Source organism: Alkalicoccus chagannorensis DSM 18086, from assembly GCF_000429725.1.
Lineage (GTDB): Bacteria > Bacillota > Bacilli > Bacillales > Salisediminibacteriaceae > Alkalicoccus > Alkalicoccus chagannorensis.
Window position 1 is genome coordinate 1 of sequence record NZ_AUCK01000032.1, and the last position, 23232, is coordinate 23232.

The following is a 23232-nucleotide window of genomic DNA, read 5'->3' on the forward strand; positions in this document are numbered from 1 at the left end:
CTCAGAGATGATGAGGTAGATAGGTCTCGTGTGGACGCGTGGCGACACGTGAAGCTGAGAGATACTAATCGATCGAGGACTTAACCAAGTGATTTTGGACGCGGAAGACTAAGACACCGATCATGCACGATTCGCGGCGCGTTATCCAGTTTTGAGCGGACAGCTCAAGATTCAGCAGCAACAGCGGAGAGGTCACACCCGTTCCCATGCCGAACACGGAAGTTAAGCTCTCCAGCGCCGATGATAGTTGGGGGCTCTCCCCCTGCGAAAGTAGGACGCTGCTGGATACCGAAGGCCGTTGGGCCGCCCGGAAGGGCGGTGCAGCGGTCTTTTTTTTAGTATAGGAATGTATAAGTTTTCATACAGTGTGACGGCGGCTCCATGCGCTGCTCGGGAAGAAACAAAGAACGTTTTCTTCCCTCAAAAAGCTTGCAGCGCTTCCGCACGCCGTTCCGGCCAAAAGGCGCTTTGCGCTTTTGTTCTGCTTCTAAGATAGAAATGTAGACGTTCTCATCCAGGGGTTTCGGCGTGCGTCGACAAGGTTCCGCGCATACCGCGATGTACCTATCGCCTCGTATGGCGGGAGAAAGCCATTTAACGCACTTTTTCCCCGGGACGACAGGCTTTCGCCACAGGGCGTCGAGGTTTAGGGGTTCGGGCGACCATTGTTTCCTGTCGCGTAGACCAGTTTTTGCCCGCCATCGGCCCGGAGACCAAGACACCAGGCCGACATCCGTAAAAACGCTCCCGGTAGTCCATGGAGGACCGCCGGGAGCCGTTATTTGTTGATATGAATCATGAAAGCAGCACACAGCGGGGAACGTAAAAACGTTGCCCGCTGTCAATCTGTTTCATGCGGGAGGGGCACTGCCTGAAGCGGAGCGATCCAGAGGCCCTTCTTGTCTACAGGAGCCCGGTTCGTTGCAGCAGCCCCTATAATAACTGCATAATCAGAGACGCTGCTACGACAACGACGATGATCAGGGCAATGGATTTAATGAGGCATCCGATGCCCTGCATGATCAGCGGGAAGAAAAAGATAACGAGTACAATAACAAGAATAAGTGTGAGCGGATCCAACGCGGTCCCTCCTTTCGATAAACAACGTGTGTCCGGTGCCGGGCATCTTTTCTACTCTTTCCCTTCCGGCAGGGGGACGCAAACAATCGGCTCATGCTGCACGTTTCTGCCGGCGGCTGAACGTATGCCATAATAAGAGCAGTACTGGTCCGAGCACGGGCAGTAGGGCCGGCCAGACCGGGCGGATATTCCAGTCCCGGCGCAGAATGTCGTACGTCAGCCACAGCACGACGAGCAGATCAATGCTCATGACGCTGACAAAATGGCTGGCGGTAAAGGCGCTGGTAAAAGCCCCCCAGCTGCCGGCGAGAGCCGTCAGCCAGGTGAGCAGCCCGAGCAGCAGAATCAGGATGTAGAACAGCCGGTTCTGCAGGGCCTGCTGCAGAAAGCCCGGTCCGCGCGGGGTGTCTCGTTTTCTTTCTCCCCGGAATGCCAGGTACGGGAGGATGCTGAAAGCACCGAGCCCGAAGGAAATCAGCACAAACGGCCACGCCGGCAGCCAGTACCGGTCGTTCGGCAGCAGCAGCAGAGCGAAAATGACGGGATAGATCCCGAGGGAAGCAAAGACAGCCGTCACGAGCGGGTCCACTTCATGGAACTGTCCGGTCACCAGCTGTATTAAATAAGGATCTTCGTTGTTCGCCGCGCCGGGAGCGAAAAAAACGGCATAGGCAGTGAGGAGCAGAAAAACAATGATATAACGTGTCACGGGAAACGCCTCCTGTCTTCTGCTTTTAGTATTTCAGAGCCTGGACTGTAATTCAAGACTCAGCTGTGTGTGATTTTTCGTTATAATGAAACGAGAGAGGAAAGGAGTGCCGATGTGTTGGATCAAACGCGGATGCCAGTGGTAGACGGACTGCGGCAGCATCAGGAAACGCTGTCGCTGCATGTCCCCGGTCATAAAAATGGACGAGTGCCGGCCCCCGGGCTCGATTGGTGGAGCGCGGCTGCGGCCTGGGACCTGACAGAAGTAGAAGGATTGGATGACCTGCATGCTCCTCACGGCATGATTCAGGCAGCGCAGGAGCTGCTCGCGGATCTGTATGGTGCGAAGCGGAGCTGGTTTCTCGTCAACGGGTCGACCGCCGGCAATCAGGCGGCCATTCGTGCAGCGGTGGCTCCGGGCAGGTGCGTGCTCGTTCAGCGCAGCTGCCACCAGTCCGTTCTCGATGCACTGGAGCTCGCTGGTGCGGAGGTAGTCTGGCTGGAACCCGACCGGGAAGCAGCGACGGGGATACCGCTCGGTGTTTCGGCCGACGTGCTCACAGCAGCACTGCGGGCGCACCCGGAAGCCGAAGCGGTCCACCTGACATCGCCTTCGTATGAAGGCTACGTCACGCCGCTCCGGCTGCATGCCGCACTCTGCCGCCGTCATGACGTCACGCTGATCGTCGATGAAGCTCACGGGGCACATCTGCTGCCGGGAAGCAGAGAGGCTTTTCCTGAAGGAGCCGTGGAGGCTGGTGCGGACCTCGTCGTGCAGTCGGCGCATAAAATGCTGCCGGCACTCACGCAGGGCGCGTGGCTGCACGGCGTCTCCGACCGGGTGGAGCCGGATCGGGTCCAGCGGATGCTGCGGGCTGCACAGACCAGCTCGCCTTCCTATCTGCTGCTCGCGTCGCTCGACAGTGCACGGGCCTACGCAGCGGCATTTACGGAATGGAAGGCTCTTGCAGCCGCCGCCGCTCGGGATGCGCTGATGCCGACCGAACTCGGAGGCTATCGACGTGATCCGCTGAAATGGACGGTGCGTACGGACGAGGTACAAGCAGTCACCGCCGGCCTCCGGCGCGCCGGGCTTTATCCGGAATTGACCGGCGCAGCACACGTGACGATGACGCTGCCCCTGCACGTGGCCGAAGCGGTGCGCACGGCAGACGTTCTCACCCGGCAGGAGCTTCTGGAGAAAGCAGGCGCCTCCCTTGTCACCCCGACGGTACCATGGCGGAAGCCGGTGCTTTCTCCAGCGGAGGCGGCCCGTCTCCCTGTAGAGGAGGTCGACAGGCATCAGGCTCCGGGCCGCACGGCGGCAGTGGACTGGATTCCGTACCCGCCCGGCATCCCCCTTTTTACGAGTGGCGAAGAGGTGACCGAGGCGCACATGGCGCAGGCGGCAGCGCTGGAGCAGCAGGGCGTCCGCGTGAAGGGTGCCGGGGCGCGGGTACGGGTGTTTCGAGATCATGAATGAGGATAAAGGAGACGAGGTACATGTTTATTACGTTTGAAGGTGGCGAGGGTGCCGGGAAATCGACGGTGCTGCGCGCACTGGCAGAAGAGATGGAGCAGGCAGGAAAGCCGGTGCTCGTGACGCGGGAACCGGGCGGAAATGCCGTCGCGGAGCGCATCCGCGGGATTGTGCTGGACCCGGCGCATCCGGAATTGGAGGCACGGACGGAGGCACTGCTGTATGCAGCAGCCCGGCGGCAGCATTTGGCAGAAACGATCTGGCCGCACCTGGAGGCGGGCGGTGTCGTTCTGTGCGACCGGTTTGTGGACAGCAGCATCGTGTATCAGGGATTCGCGCGCGGCCTCGGCGTCGACGTTGTACGGGAGATCAACCGGTTCGCGACGGAGGATACGGCCCCTGATGTGACGCTGTATTTCGATATTGCTCCCTCGGAGGGACTGGCGCGTATTGCTGCGGATGGAAAACGGGAGAACAACCGCCTGGATCAAGAGTCGCTCGATTTTCATGAATCGGTCCGGCAGATGTATCTGCAGCTGCAGCAGGAGGAGCCGGAACGGATTGTGCGGATTGATGCTTCCGGGACGCTGGCGGACGTGACCGATGCGGCACGAAACGCGGTGCAGAAGGCGGTCCGGAAGAAATAGACGGAGGACCCACACACCGCGTTTTCCTGTTATAATACATATAACCCCTTTTTAAAATGGAGGAGATGAAGATGAAGCTGATCGTTGCGGTCATTCAGGATAAAGATAGTGCCAGACTGTCCGATGCCCTTGTAGAGAAAGAATTTCAGGCGACTAAGCTGGCAAGCACCGGTGGGTTTCTGAAAGCCGGGAACTCGACGCTCATGATCGGTGTGGAGGATGACAAAGTCGAACAGGTACTGGATATTATCAGGGAGAACTGCCAGGCGCGGGAGCAGCTGGTCGCGCCGATTTCGCCGATGGGGGGCAATGCGGACTCCTACGTGCCCTATCCGGTGGAAGTCCAGGTCGGCGGTGCAACGGTGTTTATTCTACCAGTTGAACAGTTTGAAAAGTTTTAAGGAGATGGCATCATGAACCACTGGCAGGACCTTGAAAAGACGCAGCGGACGATCGCCCGCGTCCTGCAGAACAGCGTCATGCGGGAGCGTCTGGCACATGCGTACGTATTCGAAGGGGGCCGCGGAACTGGCAGACAGGAGGCAGCACTGCTCTTGTCGCAGGCGTTTCTCTGCAGCCACCGGGACGGCGCGGATCCGTGCCGTGCCTGCTCCGACTGCCGACGGGCTGCGAGCGGGAATCATCCGGATGTGCATCGTATAGAACCGGACGGCGCATCGATCAAGGTGGATCAGATCCGGGCGCTGAAAAAAGAATTCAGCATGCGCGGGATGGAGACGCAGAAGAAAGTGTATCTCGTACGCGAAGCCGATAAGATGTCGGCCAGCGCGGCGAACAGTCTGCTCAAGTTTCTGGAAGAACCGGAAGGAGAGGCGCTGGCGGTACTGATGACGGTCAATGCGCATCAGATGCTGCCGACGATTCTCTCCCGGACGCAGGTAATGAGCTTTCAACCGCTCTCGCCGGAGAGGGTCATCCGTCACCTGAAGGCGGAAGGATACCCGGAAAAAGAGGCCGCGACGGCGGCCCGTCTCACCTCGGACCTGGAAGAAGCCGCCGCCTTATTTGAGGAGGAATGGATTTCACAGGCCCGGGCGAAAGTGATACAATTGATGAACGACGTCATGCACCGGCCGTCTGACGCCTACATTACGCTGCATGAAACGGTGATGCCGTTTTTTCCCGGCAGAGAACAGGTGGAGCGTGCGCTCGATCTGATCATGCTCTGGTACCGGGATGTGCTGCGCATGCAGGTAGGTCAGTCAGAGGCCATTGTTTATATAGACCAGGAAGACCGTCTGGCTGAACAGGCGTTCCAGCTCTCTCAAGGCAGGCTCGGCAGAAACCTCCAGGCAGTGATGGACGCGAAGCGGCGCGTACACGCAAACGTGGCGCCCCAGCTGTTGATGGAACAGCTGCTTCTTCGTTTACAGGAGGGATAAGATGCATCGGGTCATAGGAGTACGATTCAAGAAAACCGGGAAAATCTATTATTTTTCCCCTGGTGATCTTTCGATAGAAAAGGACGATTATGTTGTGGTGGAGACCGCCCGCGGTACCGAGTTCGGCAAAACGGTCATCGGCGTGAAAGAAGTCGGTGAAGACGATGTCGTGCTGCCTCTGAAGAAGGTACTGCGTAAAGCGGATGACAAGGACAAACAGACGATCTTAGAAAATAAAGAAGAAGCGCAGGAAGCGTTTGACGTCTGCCTGAAGAAAATCTCCGAGCATAACCTTGAGATGAAGCTGGTGGATGTGGAATATACATTCGACCGCAGCAAGATCCTGTTTTATTTTACAGCGGAAGGACGAATTGATTTCCGCAGTCTCGTGAAGGATCTGGCTTCGGTGTTCCGAACCCGGATTGAACTGAGACAGATCGGCGTGCGCGACGAAGCGAAGATGCTCGGCGGTATCGGTCCATGCGGCCGGATGCTCTGCTGTTCGACGTTTCTCGGCGATTTTGAGCCGGTGTCGATCAAGATGGCAAAAGATCAGAACCTGTCGCTCAATCCGACGAAGATTTCCGGACTCTGCGGGCGGCTCATGTGCTGCCTGAAGTACGAGAACGACATGTACGAAGATGCGAAGAAAGAACTGCCGGATCTGTATCAGAAGCTCGATACCAGCTACGGCAGAGGCAAAGTAGTAGGACTGAACATGCTGGAGCGTCTCGTTCAGGTAGAGATTTTCGAGACGAAACAGGTGATAGAATATACGCTGGATGAACTCCTGGAAGAAGGAGCGATCGCCGCCGAAACAACGAAGTAATGAGGTGGAGGGACCGTGAATAAAAACGAACTGTTTTCCCGGGTGAGTCAGATGGAGGAGCGGATCGGCGGTCTTCATCACGAACTCGGCGAGCTGAAGGACCAGCTGGCGCAGCTGCTGGAAGAAAATACACACCTGCAGCTCGAAAACGAACATCTGCGGGAGCGGATGAACCGGGAGGCCCCGGTGGAAGAAGTCAAAGCAGAAGAGGGCCCCCGGGTGAAAGCAGGGTTCGGGGAAGGGTACGACAACCTTGCCCGGCTGTATCAGGAAGGATTTCATATCTGCAACCTGCATTACGGCAGCATCCGCAAAGACGGGGACTGCCTGTTCTGCCTCTCCTTCCTGAACCGGTCTGAATAACGCGGAAACCAAGCACGTGCCGTACCGGTGAAATGCCGGCTGCACGTGCTTTTTCCTGCAGGGAAAGAAGCGTCGGCCTGCCGCTGCGCACGTTCTTCACGGCAGAGAAGGGATCCCTGAGGAACAGAAAAAGAACGAAGGACAAGGAGGGACTACGATGACGGAGCTGAGACTGGATGACCTGCCGGGGTTCGAACGGCGTATTTATCAGCACAGCGGGATTTTTGCCTATTCGATGGATGCCGTGCTGCTCGGCAGATTCGCACGCGTGGACGGGGCGCGCCGGATGCTGGATCTCTGTGCCGGCACCGGTGCCGTCCCGCTTGTCCTCAGTACGCGGACGAAGACACCGATCGATGCCGTGGAAGTGCAGGAGCAGCTGTGCCGGCTCATGGAGATGTCGGTGGAAGAAAACGACCTGCAGACGCAGATCCATCCGGCGCAGGCCGATCTGCGGACGCTCTCCCCGGACACGTGGGGACGCTACGACGTCATCACCTGCAACCCGCCCTATTTTCCGGTCCAGGAAAAGGAGAAGTACCGGGAGGACGCCAAAGCGATTGCCCGGCATGAGCTGCTCTGCACATGGGAGGATATCGCCCGTGCCTGCCGGGTGCTGCTCCAGTCAAAAGGACGTGCGGCGTTTGTCCACCGTCCGGAGCGGACGGCGGAGTTGACCGCGGTACTCCAGGCGCATCAGCTGGAGCCGAAACGGCTGCAGTTCTGTCATCCGCACGCGGAAAAAGAAGCCAACATGGTTTTGATCGAAGCGGTAAAAGACGGAAAGCCCGGACTCCACGTGGAAGCCCCGCTGATCGTCTACGATGAGCACCGGCAGTATACAAAAGCATTCGAAGCCCACTATACGGGAAAGGAAGAGACGCATGCGTGAACAGAAAACGTACCATGAACCGGGAGGACGACTAACGATGGTGCCGACACCGATCGGCAACCTGAATGACATGACCTACCGCGCCGTGACAACCCTGCAGGAAGCAGATATTATTGCAGCCGAAGACACCCGGCACTCGAAGAAGCTCTGCCAGGTGTTCGACATTCATACTCCCCTCATCAGCTATCACGAGCACAACGAGCAGAGCCGCGGGGAAGAACTGCTCGGCCGCCTGGAAGAGGGAGCGCACATCGCGCTCATCACGGATGCAGGAACGCCGGGCATCTCGGATCCGGGAGCAGTGATTGCGTCACGCGCAGCCGAAGCAGGGTTTACCGTGACGGCGCTGCCCGGTGCCAGTGCTTCGGTTACCGCTCTCAGTGCCTCCGGTCTCCCATCCGACACGTTCGCTTTTATCGGCTTTGTCGAACGAAAAAAGCAGAAGCGGCTCGAGGAACTGCAGCGATGGAAGCAGACACCGGCCACGCTGCTTTTTTATGAATCGCCGCACCGGACGGCGGTGCTCGTGCAGGCTGCGCTGGATGTGTTCGGCAACCGCAGGGCTGTCGTCGTCCGGGAACTGACGAAGCAGCACGAAACGTTCCTCCGTGGAACCCTCGAGGAACTGGCGTCGTCGCTGGAAGGCGTGACGTTAAAGGGAGAGTGCATGCTGCTGGTCGAAGGGGCTTCCGCTGCAGACATGGGAAGTGAAACGACGTGGTGGCAGGAGCTGACGATGAAGGAACACGTCGAAGCCCTCGTTGCGGAAGGAGAGAGTTCGAAGGAGGCCGTGAAAACGGCCGCGAAAGAACGCGGCGTCCCGAAGCGGGATGTGTATCAGGCGTATCACGTGGAAGACGGGGAATAATCGAGGCGCCCATACAGAAAAGCCCGCCAGAAGATACATGCTTCTGGCGGGCTTTTGCTGAGGAGGAGAAGAATCTCCCCGTTTTTCCAGGCGTTTCGCGCTGCTTAGTTTTCCTGCTTGGAAATATACTCTTCCAGTTCTTTGACGATTTCCTTCGCACCCATTGGGCTCAGGATGATTTTGCCGTTGGCGAGGGAGAGGTTATCATCGGATACTTCGCCTGTCACCTGGCACGTCATGTTCGGCTTGTACTTCTTGAGGACGATGCGGTCGTCGTCGACATAGATCTCCAGGGCATCCTTTTCAGCGATGTCCAGCGTACGTCGGAGTTCAATCGGGATAACAACCCGGCCTAGTTCGTCGACCTTTCTTACAATACCAGTAGATTTCATAATGACAATCTCCTTTCGTTTATACGTGTATTTTTTGAACGTCAGAAGCTCTCGAAACGTCATGATTCGACAAATTTCTGTTATTAATAGGATACCAAGGCTTCCAAAAGAAGTCAATTAGAAAGTTGTAATATTTTCTACTTTTTTCAAATTGCCTTCATGACAGTGTTTGCAGCATGCGAGAGCAGAAACGACCGGACAGACAAGGGTTTCCAGACATGGACGTCATTCGACTTTCTACGACAAAGATGTCGATTTACTAGCAGTATACCCGATTCCGTCAATATTGTAACAATAATACAGAAATTTTTTTGTTTTATATAATGTTTGTACATGTTTTGTCCACATTTCACGAGCGCGGCGCAAGTCGCTTCCGGGCCCCGTACTCCGTTGACAATTCCCGATTTCTTCGGTATATTGCTTGGTGGACAGATAAATCGACAGGCTTCAATGACAGGATGAGTAAAAAGGAGCGCGCATCGACAGAGAGCCGGGGGAGCTGAAAACCGGCATGACGCGGACTTTTGAATATGGTCTTTGTGGAAGCTGCCCTGCGAGCGCCCGGCGCGTAAGCAGCGGCACGGCTGCAGCCCGTTACGCTGCCTGAAGCGGCCGGCTTTCTGCCGGCAACACAGGGTGGTACCGCGTGAGCTGCGCTCTCGTCCCGGATTGGGATGGGGGCTTTTTTTAGGTGATAAGAAAGGATGAGTTTTCATCAAGGGAGACGGCGGACTCGTGCGCTGCACGGGAAGAAAGCTTGCGGCACACGCCGTTCTGATCAAAAACCGTAATGGAGGGAATACAGGATGACTGAGAAGAACAACACGTTCTATATTACAACCCCGATCTATTACCCGAGTGCGAAGCTGCATATCGGGCACGCCTATACGACCGTAGCAGGGGATGCGATGGCCCGCTACAAGCGGCTGCGCGGCTATGACGTCCGCTACCTGACTGGAACCGATGAGCACGGCCAGAAAATCGAAACGAAAGCGAAAGAGGCCGGGGTGTCTCCTCAGGCGTTCGTCGACGATATCGTAAAAGACATTCAGAGTCTATGGGAGAAACTCGATATTTCCTACGATGACTTCATCCGTACAACGGAGGAGCGGCACAAGAAAGTCGTCCAGAAAATTTTCGACCAGCTGCTGGAGCAGGGCGATATTTACCTGGATGAATATGAAGGCTGGTATTCGATTTCAGACGAAACGTTCTACACCGAACTGCAGCTGGAGGATAAAGAATTCGACAGCGACGGCACCGTCATCGGCGGCAAAAGCCCGGAGAGCGGGCATCCGGTGGAGAAAGTGCGCGAGGAATCGTATTTCTTCCGTATGAGTAAATACGCGGACCGTCTGCTGCAGTACTACGAAGAGAATCCGGAGTTCATTCAACCGGAATCACGTAAAAATGAAATGATCAACAACTTCATCAAACCAGGGCTGGAGGATCTGGCCGTATCCCGGACGTCGTTTGACTGGGGCGTCAGTGTGAAGAGCAATCCGGAGCACGTCGTCTATGTGTGGATCGATGCGCTCTCCAACTACATTACCGCGCTCGGCTATGGGACCGATGACGACCGGCTGTACCAGTCCCACTGGCCGGCGGATGTCCACCTGGTCGGAAAAGAAATCGTCCGGTTCCACACGATCTACTGGCCGATCATGCTGATGGCACTCGACCTGCCGCTGCCGAAAAAAGTATTCGGTCACGGCTGGCTGTTGATGAAAGACGGGAAGATGTCGAAGTCCAAAGGCAACGTCGTGGACCCGGTTCCGCTGATCGACCGGTACGGCCTCGATGCGGTCCGCTACTACCTGCTCCGCGAAGTGCCGTTCGGCTCGGACGGCGTCTTCACACCGGAAGCGTTCGTCGACCGCATCAACTATGACCTCGCCAATGATCTCGGCAACCTCGTGAACCGGACGATTGCCATGATCAACAAGTACTTCGACGGGGAGCTCCCGGCGTATGTGAAAGACGCGACCTCCTACGATGCTTCCCTGATCGAACTGATCGAAGCGACAGTGGACAAAGTCGAAGACGCGATGGAAGACATGCAGTTTTCCATTGCGCTGACGGCGGTCGGACAGCTTATCAGCCGCACGAACAAGTATATTGATGAAACCCAGCCGTGGATTCTCGCGAAAGACGGAGAAGCCCGCGAACAGCTCGGCTCCGTGCTGCACCACCTCGTCGAATCGATTCGGCAGACGGCTGTCATGCTGCGCCCGTTTTTGACGAAAGCACCGGACCAGATGGCCGAACAGCTGCGCCTGCCGCAGGAGCTGCAGACGTGGGAATCGCTGAAGAAGCCGGGGCAGCTCCAGCACGGCACGAAGATCATTGAAAAAGGGGAGCCGATTTTCCCGCGGCTCGATGTCGAAGCAGAAGCAAAAGCAATCGTCGAAATGATGGGCGGCTCCGTGAAAGCGGAAGAGGAAGAAAAAGCCGAGACGGAAGCGCCTGACGTCGATGAAATCACGATCGATGATTTCTCGAAAGTAGACCTCCGCGTCGCGCAGGTCATCGAAGCGGAAAAAGTGAAGAAAGCCGATAAACTGCTGAAGATCCAGCTCGACCTCGGCTACGAGAAGCGGCAGGTCATCTCCGGCATTGCAGAGCACTACGCTCCAGAAGAGCTCAAAGGGCAGAAAGTCGTCTGCGTAGCCAACCTCAAGCCGGTCAAACTCCGCGGCGAACTGTCGCAGGGCATGATTCTTGCCGCTTCACACAAAAAAGAACTGACGCTGGCGACCGTGGCGGAAGGACTGCCGAACGGCGCCCAGGTAAAATAAAGGAGACCGACGTATGCTCATCGACACACACGTGCATTTGAACGCCGACCAGTTTGCCGAAGATGCAGAAGAAACGATCGAACGCGCCCGGGAAGCGGGTGTGGAGAAGATGGTGGTCGTTGGATTCGATACGAAAACGATCAACCTGGCGATGGACCTTGTCGAAAAACATGAGGATCTCTATGCAGCAGTCGGCTGGCATCCGGTCGATGCCGTTGACTGCGACGACGAGAAGCTGGCCTGGATCGAAGAACTGGCGGGCCACCCGAAAGTCGTCGCTATCGGGGAAACCGGGCTCGACTATCACTGGGATAAGTCGCCTGCCGACGTGCAGAAAGACATTTTCCGAAAGCAGCTGCACCTCGCCCGCCGTGTCCAGCTTCCGATCATCATTCATGACCGGGAAGCGCACGAGGATATCGTGGAGGTGCTCCAAGAGGAAAACGCTGGAGACATCGGCGGCATTATGCACTGTTTTCAAGGTGATCAGAAGATGGCAGAAGCCTGCCTCGATATGAATTTCTATATTTCTTTCGGCGGGCCGGTGACGTTCAAGAATGCGAAGCTCCCGAAGGAAGTAGCCGTCACGATTCCAGACGACCGGCTGCTCGTGGAAACCGACGCCCCGTTCCTCGCGCCGCATCCTTACCGCGGCAAACGAAACGAACCGGCCTACGTCAAACTGGTGGCGGAACAGCTGGCCGAACTGCGAGGGGTTTCCTACGAGACGCTCGCCGGACAGACGACAGCCAACGCAGAAGCGCTCTTCCAATTTGACCGCCGCTGACAATCGCTTGATGATAGAGGAACTGAACTACGCCTGCCGGCAGGAGCGGGAACGTCTCAGGAATCGCTGAGACGTTCCTGCTTCTGTCGGCTTCTTTTTTTACATGATAGGAATGGACGCGTTTTCATGTAGGGTAACCGCGCAGACGGCTGCGCGGGAAGAAAGAAAACCCTTTTCTTCCCTCGAAGAGCATGCAGCGACGCCACACGCCGTTCCGACCTAAAGGCGCTCCGCGCTTTCGTTCGCCAAGCAAAGATCAAATGGCACAGGAGAAGTCGGCGGCTTCGTGTGCTGCAGCGGCAGCGAAACGTCTTCTGCTGTGCCCGGTGCAGTGCCTCTTTCCGGCTGGAGGCATGAAGCAGCCCTCTCCCTTCTTCGCCCGGGATGCGTTTGTGACCGCCTGTCATGAAAACGTAATGATTTGTAATGTGGATGCATCGAACGGCACTCCCATGGGATTTTCGATGCATACAGAGGAGTGATGGACGCCAGAATCAGGAGATAAGGCGGGAGGGACGTTGACATAGGCAAAGGGCGTGGGTATAATTTCGTTCTTGAAGGAGAGTGAGCAATATGACATCAAGGATCAAAGCCTGGTTTTCGTACATGACGCAGAGACCGGTGCTTGCATCCAATCTGGGGCTCCTCCTTACCTCCGTTGTATTGGCTTTTGTCATTTATGACGTCACGAAAGCAGAAGTAACGCTTCATGCTGAAGATGACGAAATGACGTTCGCCACCCATGCAGCGACGGTAGAGGACGTACTGGAAGAACAAAATGTAGACGCAGACGATCATGATTTGGTCATCCCCGCCCCTGAGACTCAGGTAGACAGTGAAATCATCATACATTATACGCCTGCCCAGCAGGTCAGCTTGTCCCTCAACGGGGAAGACGAAGAGATCATGACAACAACCGAAACGATCGACGAACTCATGGAGGAACTGGCGGTTGATGTGGCCCCTCATGACGAGGTGGAGCCGCCGCTGGAAACGGCGATCGAAGACGAGATGGAAGTGTCCTATCAGGAAACGTTCCCGGTCACGGTGGAAAAAGCAGACGAAACAACAGAACTCTGGACCGTTCCAGCAACAGTGGAAGACGTTCTGGAAGAAGAAGACATTGAGCTGGATGCATTGGACCAGGTGGATCCGGCGCTGGAAGAAGTCATCGAGGAAGAAACCGAGATTGGCATCGTCCGCGTCGAAGAAGAGACAGACGTGGTCTCTGAAGCCATCGAGTACAGCACCATCACGGAAGACGACGATACGATCCTCGAAGGCGAGGAAGAAGTTCGTCAATCCGGATCGGAAGGCACGCTGGAGAAGCATTACGACGTGGTCTATGAGAACGGCGAAGAAGTCTCCCGCGAGCTCGTGAAAGAAGAAACGACAGAAGAGAGCAGCGACCGCATTGTGGCGGTCGGGACGAAAGAGCCGGAGCCGGAACCGGAACCAGAGCCGGAGCCGGCATCGGAACCGGATCGAGAGGAGAGCACATCCTCCGCGAGCAGCAGTGGAAGCAGTTCATCCGGCGGAGACAGCGGCGGCAGCTGGATGACGTTTGAAGCAACGGCCTACACGGCCCACTGCACTGGCTGTTCCGGTGTCACTGCTACCGGCGTAGATCTGCGGGCGAACCCCGACAGAAATGTGATTGCCGTGGATCCATCGGTTATTCCGCTCGGCTCCCGCGTGGAAGTGCAGGGGCACGGCGTCTTTACCGCAGCGGATACCGGCGGTGCCATCAACGGCCGTATCATTGATATTTTCATGGCGGACCAGGGCGCGGCCGAGTCTTTCGGACGACAGTCCGTCCAGGTGCGGATTCTCGATTAATCCAGGCAGGCCCGGGAAAAGGAGTGTCGCTCCATGCGCGCTCCTCCAGGGACACAGGCAGACGTCTCAGCAACCAGCTGGGGCGTCTTTTTTTCTTTGGCAGGAAAGCAGGATAAAGGCGGCGTCGCGCCCTGCGCGGGGAGGTGTTGCGTAGTGGCGGGATTTTGGCCTGCGCCGACACGGGTGGGAACATTCCTCAGCGGAACTCCAGCATCTGCCGGAAATCCTGCCGAACCGGCCAGCCGCAGGTGGGATGACAGCCGCTTCTGCAGTGTGTATGATAAAACAAGCAGCAGGAAAGGAATGGGACGCTTGGAGCAGATACAAGAAGTGATCGTCGTGGAAGGCAAAAACGACACCCACGCCCTCAAGCGGGCCGTGGACTGCGATACAATAGAAACGAATGGATTCGGCATTACGAAGGCTACCATGGAGAAGATCCGCCTCGCTCAGGAGCGGCGCGGGGTCATCATTTTTACCGACCCGGACTTTCCCGGTCAGAAAATCCGCCACGAAGTCGATCAGACCGTGCCCGGATGCCGGCATGCGTTTCTGCCGAAGCATGCTGCGGTGGACCGCAGGCGGAAGAAGGTCGGCATCGAGCATGCCTCGGTGCACGATATCCGGGAGGCGCTCGCCGGCGTGCAGACCTCGATGCCGGAAAAAATCACAGAAGAAGTCCCGGACTGGATGGAACTGCACGAAGCCGGGCTGCTGGCAGGCCCCGGTGCCCGTCAGAAGCGGGAGAAGCTTGGAGAAGAGCTGCATATCGGATACGCCAATGGCAAGCAGCTGATCAAACGCCTGCAGCAGTTCCATATCCGTCGACGGGAATTTTATGAAGCGATGCAGAGAGTGGAGGAAAAAGAATGAAAGATATCGCCTCACCAGCAAGGACGAAAGCAATATTAGAGAAGTACGGGTTCCGGTTTAAAAAAAGCCTCGGACAGAACTTTTTGATAGACCCGAACATTCTCCGAAACATTGTCGAAGCGGCCGGGGTCACGAAAGACAGCGGCGTCATTGAAATCGGTCCGGGCATCGGTGCCCTGACAGAACAGTCTGCCCGGCAGGCCGGCCGCGTGCTCGCTTTTGAGATCGACCAGCGGCTGCTGCCGATTCTGGAAGAGACGATGGCTCCGTACGAGCATGTGGAAGTCGTGCATGAAGATGTCCTTCAGGCAGATCTTCATGAGAGAATCCGTCGTCATTTTGAGCCGGGGCAGGATCTGGCGGTCATTGCGAATCTGCCTTACTACGTCACGACGCCGATTTTGATGAAGCTGCTGGAAGAGGAGCTTCCGATCCGCACGATGGTGATGATGATGCAGACGGAAGTAGCAGAGCGCATCAGTGCGGCACCAGGCTCCAAAGCCTACGGCTCCCTTTCCATTGCGGCCCAGTATTACGCCGAGGCGGAGACGGTCTTTACGGTGCCGAAAACAGCCTTCGTGCCCCAGCCGAACGTCGGTTCCTCGATCCTCCGGCTCACCCGCCGTGCTCACCCGCCTGTCTCGACGAAGCAGGAAGCCTTGTTTTTCGAGCTGGTGCGCGCGTCTTTCGTCCAGCGGCGCAAGACGCTTCATAATAACCTGGCTGCCTACTGGAAGGACACGTTCACGAAAGAAGCCATAGGCGGAAACATCCGTGAAGCGGGAGTGGAGCCGTCACGCCGTGCCGAGTCCGTCACGATGGTAGAATTCGCTGCGCTGGCAGACGTATTCGCGGCTGCGCTCGAGCATGCGGACAGCAGTCATGACGTCTGACTTCTCTCGTAAAGCGGTTTTTTTGCGAAAATCGACTGCAGACTAATTGACACCGTTCACGTTCGTTGCTATAATTTTAAGTTTTCCTTGACAAAACCCGTCACGCCGCGTATACTTGGGGTTAAGTGAGGTGTCGTGGATGGCGAAAACGCTGGCAGAAATCAAACAAGCTCTAGAAGCTAATGTTGGGAAACAAGTCACGATTCAGGCAAACGGCGGACGAAAGAAAACGATTGAACGTTCTGGTCTGCTGGAAGGTATTTATCCTTCTGTATTTACCGTGAAGCTTGATAAGGAAGAGTACTCCATTGAGCGGCTCTCCTACAGCTATACGGATGTACTTACTGAGACTGTCAAGTTGACCGTACCCGAAGACACTGTTGATGCGGTGCAAGCACCGTAACCGAAAAAAAGAGCCTGCTCAGAAGCGCGTGCTGAGCAGGCTCTTTTTCATTCGTTCGAAAGAAAGGGGTTACAGGAAGAAGGCGTCGCGGCCCTTCCCTCCTGAGAAGGGTTCGTTTTTTCTTTTCAAAGAAAATCCCAGATGCCATGTGAAAAGCGTCTGAGCCTGCCTGAGGCTGTTCAACGTGTGAATGAAAACCAAGAAGACAGCGGCTCTATCTGACGCGCGCTGCCGGGGAGCATCGGGAAATTGCGGCCGGAAAACCAGGCGGTTATTCTTTTTTTTCTGCACAAGTGGTAGAATAACCAGAGCATAGTCGAACAAAGAGGTGACAATCGTGAATGGAATGATCGTGAAAGCTCCGGCTAAAATCAACTTGACGCTCGACGTGATCCGCAAGCGCAGCGATGGCTATCATGAAGTCGAGATGGTCATGACGACGGTGGATCTGGCGGACCGGGTGTATCTGGAAGAGCGGGAGCACGGAATACATATAGAATCGGATAATGGCTTTCTGCCGCTGGACCGGTCCAATCTGGCCTGGCAGGCAGCGTCTCTTCTCATCAAGCGGTGTGGGGTGAAGAAGGGGGCGGATATTTATATTGAAAAACGTATTCCGATGTCGGCAGGCCTTGCCGGGGGCAGTACGGATGCAGCAGCCGTGCTGCGCGGACTCAATGAACTGTGGCAGCTGGGGCTGACGCTCGATGAGCTGGCGGAGCTCGGTGCTGCCATCGGATCGGACGTTCCTTTCTGCGTCTACGGAGGAACAGCGGTAGCCCGCGGGCGCGGCGAGGAATTGGAATTTCTTCCGGCCCCGCCGGCCTGCTGGGTCGTTCTGGCAAAACCGAAGAACGGCGTGTCGACGAAAGAAATCTACAAACGTCTCCGCTTCAACCAGATGACACATCCGGATACACAGGGGATGATCGACGCGGTCAAAGCAGCGGATCTGGACGGCATCTGTTCCCGGCTTGCAAATGTAATGGAGCCGGTGACGTTTGAACTGGAGCCGGAAGTCCGTATGATCAAAGACCGGCTGGCGCAGTATGGTGCGGACGGCACCGTGATGAGCGGCAGCGGTCCGACGGTGTTCGCGCTCTGCCGTTCGGAAAGCAGAGCAGAACGGCTGTACAACGGCCTGAAAGGATTCATGGATGAGGTGCATATCGTCCGCATGCTCGGGGAAAGAAGCAGCGAGCACATCTAAAACGGACAGGACGGGGATCTGACTGCCACACACCTTGTTAAATCCGTATAAAAGTGATATATTACTGGTTGAACATTCGGATTTAGAGGAGGTCCTTGCATGAAATACCGCCGCAGCGGGCGGCTGGTGGATATGACGGAGTATCTGCTGCAGCATCCGCATCAATCGGTTCCGCTCACCTACTTTTCGGAAAAGTACGGGTCGGCGAAATCGTCCATTAGTGAAGACATCGGAATCATTAAAGAAGTATTTGAATATAAAGGCATCGGCCGGCTGGCGACCTCAGCCGGAGTCAGCGGTGGTGTGACGTACGTCCCCACGACGAGCCGATCGGATGCCGGGCGGATGGTGGACGACCTCTGTACACTGCTGGAAGAGCCGGACCGGCTGCTGCCGGGCGGCTATCTGTACATGATGGACATCATCGGCGATCCGGCGCTGATGCAGCGGATGGGCCGCATCTTCGCTTCGGTGTTTCAGGAGGAAGGGGTGGATGTTGTCATGACGATGGCAACGAAAGGGATCCCGCTCGCCTACGCTGTCGCCTCGCATCTGCATGTCCCCGTCAGTATCGTCCGTCACGAGCAGAGGGTGACAGAAGGATCGCTCGTCAGCATCAACTACGTATCCGGATCCTCCCGACGAATCCAGACAATGTCGCTCTCGAAACGGAGCCTGAAGCCAGGATCCAGGGTGCTCATCATCGACGATTTCATGAAAGCCGGCGGCACGCTGCGCGGCATGATGGATCTGATTGAGGAATTCCAGGCAGAAACCGTCGGCGCGGGTGTTCTTGTCGAAGCGGTTCATGAAAAGAAAAAACTCGTGCAGGATTATGTTTCGCTGATGAAACTGAGTCAGGTAGATCCAGAAGCCCGCAGAATCAGTGTAGAAAAAGGAAGTTTGTTCGCTGATAAAAATGTATAAGCTTTCCTACAGGGGGACGGCGCAGCCGGCTGCTCGGGAAGCAGGAAGCATCCATGCTTCCCTCAAAGAGCCTGCGGTACACGCCGTTCCGACCAAAAGACGCTCTGTTCTCCACCTAAAAAGGAATCCAGAAAAGTCTGTCAATAAGGGCAGACTTTTTTCTTTGAAAATGATATGATGATTTTATGAATATTTTTCGACATTTCTTTGCTCCGCAGGAAGGTATCTGGAAACATTTGTCGAAGTTGGGGCACAGACATAAATTTTCATAAGAAAAGGTGGTGGCAGACATGGAAGTGACGGACGTTAGACTGCGCCGCGCCCAGTCAGACGGGCGGATGCGTGCAATTGCCTCAGTGACTTTCGACCAGGAATTCGTCGTCCATGATATCCGTGTCATTGATGGGAATAACGGGCTGTTTGTAGCAATGCCGAGCAAGAGAACGCCGGACGGAGTGTTCCGGGACATCGCGCATCCGATTTCTTCTGGAACGCGGGATAAAATTCAGCGGGCGGTGCTGGAGGCTTACGAGCAGGCAGACGAGCCTTCTGAAACATACGAAGGTGCAGGGACGACCTGATTCACCCATAACGCCATGCAGCAGAGGGGGAAAGCCCGTTTTCACACGGGTGCTCTCCGCATCGATAAAAAAGAAAGCAGAACGGAGTTGGTTGTACAGGATCAGCTCCTCTTCGTATGGAAAAAAAGACGCCGATCCAACGGACGGACAAATGCCATCAGAGACGGTTCTGATGGCATTTGTCCGGTGATGAGAATGTAAAAGGCTGCATTTTGGGAGTCGGCAGCTCTGTCCGCTGAACGAGAAGGACCAAGAGCTGCTGCTCCGGGGTCGGCCGGGAAGTCAGCGGGGATTGCCGGCAGTGCTTGAAATAGCACCGGATATAAGATATATTCATAAGGGAATTCAGGCCGTGGAGGGTACCTACTATGACAAACCGATATGCCGTAGTGATGGCTGCGGGTAAGGGAACAAGAATGAAATCCAAGCTTTATAAAGTGCTGCACCCAGTAGCTGGCAAGCCGATGGTACAGCATATCGCGGACCAGCTCGAGTCGTGTGGCATAGACGAGATCGTCACGATCGTCGGGCACGGTGCCGAACTGGTGAAAGAGCAGCTCGGCAGCGGCATCAGCTATGCGCTGCAGGAAGAACAGCTCGGCACGGGCCATGCGGTGATGCAGGCAGAGGAAGCCCTCGGTGGCAAAGAAGGAACGACGATCGTCGTCTCCGGTGACACGCCGCTTTTAACTGCGGCGACAATGGATAAGCTACTGGAACACCACGAGAAGCAGCAGGCGAAGGCGACCATTCTGACCGCCCATGCAGAGGACCCATCCGGATACGGACGAGTGCTGCGGGAACGAGATGACAGCGTGTTGAAGATTGTGGAACAGAAAGATGCGGATGAGCGGGAAAAGCAGATCCGCGAGATCAACACCGGGACGTACTGCTTTGATAACCGTACATTGTTTGAGACGCTCAAACAGGTTGGCAACGACAACGCCCAGGGAGAATATTACCTGCCCGACGTTGTCGGAATTCTTCATGATAAGGGAGAGGAAATCCACGCCTATCAGAGCGAAGACTTCAACGAAACAATGGGAGTCAATGACCGGGCCGCCCTGTCAGCGGCAGAAAAGCAGATGAAGCTGCGCATCAATGAGCACTGGATGCGGGAAGGCGTTACCATCGTAGATCCGGAGCAGACGTACATTGGAACAGACGTCACCATCGGAGCGGACACCGTTCTGGAACCCGGCACCATCCTTCGGGGAGAAGTGTCCATCGGTGCGGACTGTCATATCGGTCCTCATACGGAAGTCAGCGAGAGCCGCATTGCAGATGGAACGACGATCCGCCAGTCGGTTGTCCACCAGAGCAGCATCGGTGCCCGTGTCCAGATCGGTCCATTTGCGCACCTTCGTCCGGAAACGTCGCTCGGAGATGATGTGCGCGTCGGCAATTTCGTCGAACTCAAGAAGATGACGATGGGGAACAAGAGCAAAGCGTCCCACCTCAGCTATCTTGGCGACGCGGAGATCGGCAGCGGGGTCAATGTCGGCTGCGGATCGATTACCGTCAATTATGATGGAAAAAACAAGTTCCTCACGACAATCGAAGACGATGCCTTCATCGGCTGCAACTCAAACTTGATTGCGCCGGTGACCGTTGGGGCCGGATCCTATGTCGCTGCAGGCTCCACCATTACCGACGATGTACCGGGGGAGTCCCTGGCGATTGCACGAGAGCGCCAGACGATCAAAAACGGGTACTTGAAAAACAAGGATTCACACTAAGAACTTTAATTGGAGGCTTCCTAAATGGCGCAGTATCAAGACAGCAACCTGAAAGTATTCACGTTAAGCTCCAACCCGGACCTCGCATATGAAATCACGGAAAAAATCGGTGTCCCGATGGGAAAAAGCTCCGTTCAGCGTTTCAGCGACGGAGAAATCCAGATCAACATTGAAGAAAGCATCCGCGGGTGTGACATCTATGTCATCCAGTCCACCTCCTCGCCGGCGAACGAACATATCATGGAACTGCTGATCATGATCGATGCGCTGAAGCGGGCATCCGCCCGGACGATCAATGTTGTCGTTCCTTACTACGGCTATGCCCGTCAGGACCGGAAAGCGCGCTCCCGTGAGCCGATTACAGCGAAGCTCGTGGCAGACTTGATTGAAACGGCGGGAGCGACGCGTGTCATTACACTGGACCTGCACGCCTCCCAGATTCAAGGCTTCTTTGACATCCCGGTAGATCAGCTGGTCGGCGTGCCGATTCTCGGCGACTACTTTGAACAGAAGGAACTGGAAGATGTCGTCGTCGTATCTCCGGACCACGGTGGTGTTGTCCGGGCCCGGAAACTCGCGGACCGTCTGAAAGCTCCCATTGCGATTATCGATAAGCGTCGTCCGAAGCCGAATATGGCCGAAGTGATGAATATCGTCGGGAACATCGACGGAAAAACAGCGATCATCATTGATGATATTATCGACACAGCGGGAACGATGACGCTCGCTGCCAATGCGATGGTGGAAAACGGAGCGAAGGCGGTTTACGCCTGCAGCACCCATCCGGTTCTGTCCGGTCCTGCGGTGGAGCGGATCCAGAACTCGAAAATCGAGGAGCTCGTCGTGACGAACTCGCTGAAGCTTCCGGATGAGAAGCTTATCCCGAAAATCAAGCAGCTGTCCGTGGCGCCGCTGATCGCGACTGCGATCATTCACGTGCATGAACAGCGCTCCGTCAGCCGCCTGTTCGATTAACGATTCTTCCACCCGGAAGCTGGAAAAGGAATGGATTATCACAGTTCCCCTTGAAAAAGCACGTTTCACTGCATTATACTAGGGGAAGGTGCATTTAGGATCTGAAAAAATTGATGAGGTGATTTAGACATGGCTACAGTGCTGAAAGCAGCTGTAAGAGAGGATCTTCGCGGATCCCGTATAAAGCGACTTCGTAAACAGGGCAACATCCCTGGTGTCATTTACGGACGGGAGAAGCAGAGCCAGCCGGTTGCAGTAGAAACGGTTGACTTTATTAAAACGATGCGCTCCGAAGGTAAAACAGGCGTATTCAAGCTCGATGTAGACGGTACACAGACAGATGTCATGATTTACGACATCCAGTTCGACACGCTCAAGAACGAAGTCGTACACGTGGACTTCTATGCAGCAGACATGAACAAAGAAATGGATGCCGATGTACCAGTATCTGTTGTCGGCGAAGCTGTCGGTGTAAAAGAAGGCGGCGTGATGCAGCAGGCAGTCTACGAACTCTCTGTACGTGCCCTTCCACAGCAGCTTCCGGATCAGATTGAAGTGAACGTAGAAGAGCTGGACGTCAACGATTCCGTTCAGGTAAAAGACCTGAAATCCGGTAAGAACTACGAGTTCAACAACGATCCGGAAGAAGTGGTTATTTCTATCACACCACCGGACGAAGAACCAGAAGAGCCGGAAGTAGAAGTAGACGAAGAGCCTGCTCTTGTCGCAGACGAGACAGAATCTGAAGATGTGCCGGAACCAGAAGAGAACTAAAGCAGTACCCTGAAAGCACGATCAACAAAATGCGCCCGGACCACCGTCGGACGAAACCGTTTTTCGGTGGAAGGCGATGTGTTCAAACGAAGCCCGTTGGAAGCAGTATCTTCTGACGGGCTTACGTTGTCAGCGGCCGCAGACAGGAGGAGCCTATGTGGAAAAAGCTTTTCCGGCGCAGAGAAGACGAAGGAGCGACCAGCATGAAAGTAGTGGTCGGCCTGGGCAACCCGGGCCAGCAGTATGATCGCACCAGGCACAATATCGGCTTCGATGCCGTAGACCGCCTGCAGGACAAGTGGACGTTCGATTTCGATGAAAAGAAGTTCAAAGGAGTGTACGGCGTCGAACGGCACGGGACGGAGAAAATTTTCGTCCTGAAACCGATGACGTACATGAACCTCTCCGGGGAATCCGTCGGCCGGCTCATGTCGTATTTTGATATCGGGCCGGAAGACCTTGTCGTCATCTACGACGACCTTGATCTGGAACCGGGACAGATCCGCCTCCGCCAAAAAGGTGGTCACGGTGGTCATAACGGCATCAAGTCCATCATGGAGCACCTCGGTACCAAGGAGTTCAACCGGATTCGGATCGGCATCGGCCGTCCGCCGTCGGGAACGCCGGTGACCGACTATGTGCTCGGCCGATTTTCTCCAGAGGATCAAGAGAAAGCAGCCGCATCGATCGACAAGGCGGCGGAAGCCGTGGATGCCTGGAAAGATGAGCCGTTTCTGCAGGTCATGAATAAATTCAATTAAGCCGGGCCGC

24 protein-coding genes and 2 rRNA genes are annotated in these 23232 nt (G+C 55.7%); 23 read left to right on the forward strand and 3 right to left on the reverse strand.

The annotated features are described in order from the left end of the window. Together G477_RS0113530 and rrf are read left to right on the forward strand one after the other, a co-directional pair. A 23S ribosomal RNA gene (locus G477_RS0113530) occupies nt 1-88 on the forward strand; the annotation flags it as partial. An 82-nt stretch (nt 89-170) separates the two neighbouring features. After that, a 5S ribosomal RNA gene (rrf, locus tag G477_RS0113535) occupies nt 171-287 on the forward strand. A gap of 646 nt (nt 288-933) precedes the next feature. On the opposite strand, the gene G477_RS21255 is transcribed toward rrf, so the two are convergent. Together G477_RS21255 and G477_RS0113545 are read right to left on the reverse strand one after the other, a co-directional pair. Then, a complete protein-coding gene (locus G477_RS21255) occupies nt 934-1080 on the reverse strand; it encodes a hypothetical protein (RefSeq protein ID WP_156897359.1) in 147 nt (48 codons plus the stop codon). 91 nt (nt 1081-1171) lie between these two features. Then, entirely contained in the window at nt 1172-1789 is a 618-nt protein-coding gene (locus tag G477_RS0113545) for a hypothetical protein (protein WP_026698398.1), read from the reverse strand. 114 nt (nt 1790-1903) lie between these two features. On the opposite strand from G477_RS0113545, the gene G477_RS19670 reads away from it, so the two are divergent. From G477_RS19670 to rsmI, 8 genes are all read left to right on the forward strand, one after another. Further along, nucleotides 1904-3271, forward strand: a complete 1368-nt coding sequence (locus G477_RS19670; RefSeq protein ID WP_156897360.1) for an aminotransferase class I/II-fold pyridoxal phosphate-dependent enzyme — start codon at nt 1904-1906, stop codon at nt 3269-3271. 20 nt (nt 3272-3291) lie between these two features. Then, nucleotides 3292-3915 (forward strand): dTMP kinase, encoded by a 624-nt coding sequence (gene tmk, locus G477_RS19675; RefSeq protein WP_084406264.1) that lies wholly within the window; start codon nt 3292-3294, stop codon nt 3913-3915. 71 nt (nt 3916-3986) lie between these two features. Further along, nucleotides 3987-4316, forward strand: coding sequence for a cyclic-di-AMP receptor (locus G477_RS0113560; protein ID WP_026698399.1), 330 nt, complete (start codon nt 3987-3989; stop codon nt 4314-4316). 12 nt (nt 4317-4328) lie between these two features. Further along, nucleotides 4329-5318: a DNA polymerase III subunit delta' gene (holB, locus tag G477_RS0113565; protein ID WP_026698400.1), complete on the forward strand. Its 990-nt coding sequence runs from the start codon at nt 4329-4331 to the stop codon at nt 5316-5318. A 1-nt stretch (nt 5319) separates the two neighbouring features. Beyond that, nucleotides 5320-6147, forward strand: a complete 828-nt coding sequence (locus G477_RS0113570; RefSeq protein WP_026698401.1) for a PSP1 domain-containing protein — start codon at nt 5320-5322, stop codon at nt 6145-6147. Between the two features lie 51 nt (nt 6148-6198). Then, nucleotides 6199-6510 (forward strand): DNA replication initiation control protein YabA, encoded by a 312-nt coding sequence (yabA, locus tag G477_RS0113575; RefSeq protein WP_415783294.1) that lies wholly within the window; start codon nt 6199-6201, stop codon nt 6508-6510. A gap of 157 nt (nt 6511-6667) precedes the next feature. Further along, on the forward strand, nt 6668-7402 hold the full coding sequence (locus G477_RS0113580; protein WP_026698403.1) for a tRNA1(Val) (adenine(37)-N6)-methyltransferase: 735 nt from the start codon (nt 6668-6670) through the stop codon (nt 7400-7402). Continuing rightward, nucleotides 7395-8270: a 16S rRNA (cytidine(1402)-2'-O)-methyltransferase gene (gene rsmI, locus G477_RS0113585; protein WP_026698404.1), complete on the forward strand. Its 876-nt coding sequence runs from the start codon at nt 7395-7397 to the stop codon at nt 8268-8270. The genes G477_RS0113580 and rsmI overlap by 8 nt, the downstream gene beginning before the upstream one ends. 104 nt (nt 8271-8374) lie before the next feature. Here the strand turns inward: rsmI and G477_RS0113590 are convergent, their stop codons facing one another. Beyond that, nucleotides 8375-8662 (reverse strand): transition state genes transcriptional regulator AbrB, encoded by a 288-nt coding sequence (locus G477_RS0113590; RefSeq protein WP_026698405.1) that lies wholly within the window; start codon nt 8660-8662, stop codon nt 8375-8377. 806 nt (nt 8663-9468) lie between these two features. On the opposite strand from G477_RS0113590, the gene metG reads away from it, so the two are divergent. The 13 genes from metG (at nt 9469) to pth (ending at nt 23222) form a co-directional block, all read left to right on the forward strand. Further along, nucleotides 9469-11460, forward strand: coding sequence for a methionine--tRNA ligase (metG, locus tag G477_RS0113595; RefSeq protein ID WP_026698406.1), 1992 nt, complete (start codon nt 9469-9471; stop codon nt 11458-11460). Between the two features lie 13 nt (nt 11461-11473). Then, nucleotides 11474-12247, forward strand: a complete 774-nt coding sequence (locus tag G477_RS0113600) for a TatD family hydrolase (RefSeq protein WP_026698407.1) — start codon at nt 11474-11476, stop codon at nt 12245-12247. Between the two features lie 573 nt (nt 12248-12820). Continuing rightward, nucleotides 12821-14086: a resuscitation-promoting factor gene (locus G477_RS0113610; protein ID WP_026698409.1), complete on the forward strand. Its 1266-nt coding sequence runs from the start codon at nt 12821-12823 to the stop codon at nt 14084-14086. Between the two features lie 312 nt (nt 14087-14398). Beyond that, nucleotides 14399-14959: a ribonuclease M5 gene (rnmV, locus tag G477_RS0113615; RefSeq protein WP_415783293.1), complete on the forward strand. Its 561-nt coding sequence runs from the start codon at nt 14399-14401 to the stop codon at nt 14957-14959. After that, nucleotides 14956-15852: a 16S rRNA (adenine(1518)-N(6)/adenine(1519)-N(6))-dimethyltransferase RsmA gene (gene rsmA, locus G477_RS0113620; RefSeq protein ID WP_026698411.1), complete on the forward strand. Its 897-nt coding sequence runs from the start codon at nt 14956-14958 to the stop codon at nt 15850-15852. Before rnmV ends, rsmA begins: the two co-directional genes overlap by 4 nt. Before the next feature lie 139 nt (nt 15853-15991). Continuing rightward, nucleotides 15992-16255 carry a Veg family protein gene (locus tag G477_RS0113625; RefSeq protein ID WP_026698412.1) on the forward strand — a complete coding sequence of 88 codons (264 nt, stop codon included), beginning with the start codon at nt 15992-15994 and terminating at the stop codon, nt 16253-16255. Nucleotides 16256-16601: 346 nt separating this feature from the next. Further along, nucleotides 16602-17465 carry a 4-(cytidine 5'-diphospho)-2-C-methyl-D-erythritol kinase gene (ispE, locus tag G477_RS0113630; RefSeq protein ID WP_035212061.1) on the forward strand — a complete coding sequence of 288 codons (864 nt, stop codon included), beginning with the start codon at nt 16602-16604 and terminating at the stop codon, nt 17463-17465. A gap of 99 nt (nt 17466-17564) precedes the next feature. Beyond that, entirely contained in the window at nt 17565-18392 is an 828-nt protein-coding gene (gene purR, locus G477_RS0113635; RefSeq protein WP_026698414.1) for a pur operon repressor, read from the forward strand. A gap of 290 nt (nt 18393-18682) precedes the next feature. After that, complete coding sequence (spoVG, locus tag G477_RS0113640; RefSeq protein WP_026698415.1) at nt 18683-18973, forward strand: septation regulator SpoVG; 291 nt, start codon at nt 18683-18685, stop codon at nt 18971-18973. Nucleotides 18974-19341: 368 nt separating this feature from the next. After that, nucleotides 19342-20712 carry a bifunctional UDP-N-acetylglucosamine diphosphorylase/glucosamine-1-phosphate N-acetyltransferase GlmU gene (gene glmU / locus G477_RS0113650; RefSeq protein ID WP_026698417.1) on the forward strand — a complete coding sequence of 457 codons (1371 nt, stop codon included), beginning with the start codon at nt 19342-19344 and terminating at the stop codon, nt 20710-20712. A 24-nt stretch (nt 20713-20736) separates the two neighbouring features. Beyond that, a complete protein-coding gene (locus tag G477_RS0113655) occupies nt 20737-21687 on the forward strand; it encodes a ribose-phosphate diphosphokinase (RefSeq protein ID WP_026698418.1) in 951 nt (316 codons plus the stop codon). A 129-nt stretch (nt 21688-21816) separates the two neighbouring features. Beyond that, on the forward strand, nt 21817-22461 hold the full coding sequence (locus G477_RS0113660) for a 50S ribosomal protein L25/general stress protein Ctc (RefSeq protein WP_026698419.1): 645 nt from the start codon (nt 21817-21819) through the stop codon (nt 22459-22461). Between the two features lie 203 nt (nt 22462-22664). Next, a complete protein-coding gene (gene pth, locus G477_RS0113665; protein WP_035212063.1) occupies nt 22665-23222 on the forward strand; it encodes an aminoacyl-tRNA hydrolase in 558 nt (185 codons plus the stop codon). Nucleotides 23223-23232 lie beyond the last annotated feature (10 nt).

Bases quoted from the DNA above. Each gene is read 5' to 3' on its own strand.
- tmk (WP_084406264.1), top strand. From the start codon at position 3,292: ATGTTTATTACGTTTGAAGGTGGCGAGGGTGCCGGGAAATCGACGGTG.
- G477_RS0113560 (WP_026698399.1), top strand. From the start codon at position 3,987: ATGAAGCTGATCGTTGCGGTCATTCAGGATAAAGATAGTGCCAGACTG.
- holB (WP_026698400.1), top strand. From the start codon at position 4,329: ATGAACCACTGGCAGGACCTTGAAAAGACGCAGCGGACGATCGCCCGC.
- G477_RS0113570 (WP_026698401.1), top strand. From the start codon at position 5,320: ATGCATCGGGTCATAGGAGTACGATTCAAGAAAACCGGGAAAATCTAT.
- yabA (WP_415783294.1), top strand. From the start codon at position 6,199: ATGGAGGAGCGGATCGGCGGTCTTCATCACGAACTCGGCGAGCTGAAG.
- G477_RS0113580 (WP_026698403.1), top strand. From the start codon at position 6,668: ATGACGGAGCTGAGACTGGATGACCTGCCGGGGTTCGAACGGCGTATT.
- rsmI (WP_026698404.1), top strand. From the start codon at position 7,395: ATGCGTGAACAGAAAACGTACCATGAACCGGGAGGACGACTAACGATG.
- G477_RS0113590 (WP_026698405.1), bottom strand. From the start codon at position 8,662: ATGAAATCTACTGGTATTGTAAGAAAGGTCGACGAACTAGGCCGGGTT.
- metG (WP_026698406.1), top strand. From the start codon at position 9,469: ATGACTGAGAAGAACAACACGTTCTATATTACAACCCCGATCTATTAC.
- G477_RS0113600 (WP_026698407.1), top strand. From the start codon at position 11,474: ATGCTCATCGACACACACGTGCATTTGAACGCCGACCAGTTTGCCGAA.
- G477_RS0113610 (WP_026698409.1), top strand. From the start codon at position 12,821: ATGACATCAAGGATCAAAGCCTGGTTTTCGTACATGACGCAGAGACCG.
- rsmA (WP_026698411.1), top strand. From the start codon at position 14,956: ATGAAAGATATCGCCTCACCAGCAAGGACGAAAGCAATATTAGAGAAG.
- G477_RS0113625 (WP_026698412.1), top strand. From the start codon at position 15,992: ATGGCGAAAACGCTGGCAGAAATCAAACAAGCTCTAGAAGCTAATGTT.
- ispE (WP_035212061.1), top strand. From the start codon at position 16,602: ATGATCGTGAAAGCTCCGGCTAAAATCAACTTGACGCTCGACGTGATC.
- purR (WP_026698414.1), top strand. From the start codon at position 17,565: ATGAAATACCGCCGCAGCGGGCGGCTGGTGGATATGACGGAGTATCTG.
- spoVG (WP_026698415.1), top strand. From the start codon at position 18,683: ATGGAAGTGACGGACGTTAGACTGCGCCGCGCCCAGTCAGACGGGCGG.
- glmU (WP_026698417.1), top strand. From the start codon at position 19,342: ATGACAAACCGATATGCCGTAGTGATGGCTGCGGGTAAGGGAACAAGA.
- G477_RS0113655 (WP_026698418.1), top strand. From the start codon at position 20,737: ATGGCGCAGTATCAAGACAGCAACCTGAAAGTATTCACGTTAAGCTCC.
- G477_RS0113660 (WP_026698419.1), top strand. From the start codon at position 21,817: ATGGCTACAGTGCTGAAAGCAGCTGTAAGAGAGGATCTTCGCGGATCC.
- pth (WP_035212063.1), top strand. From the start codon at position 22,665: ATGAAAGTAGTGGTCGGCCTGGGCAACCCGGGCCAGCAGTATGATCGC.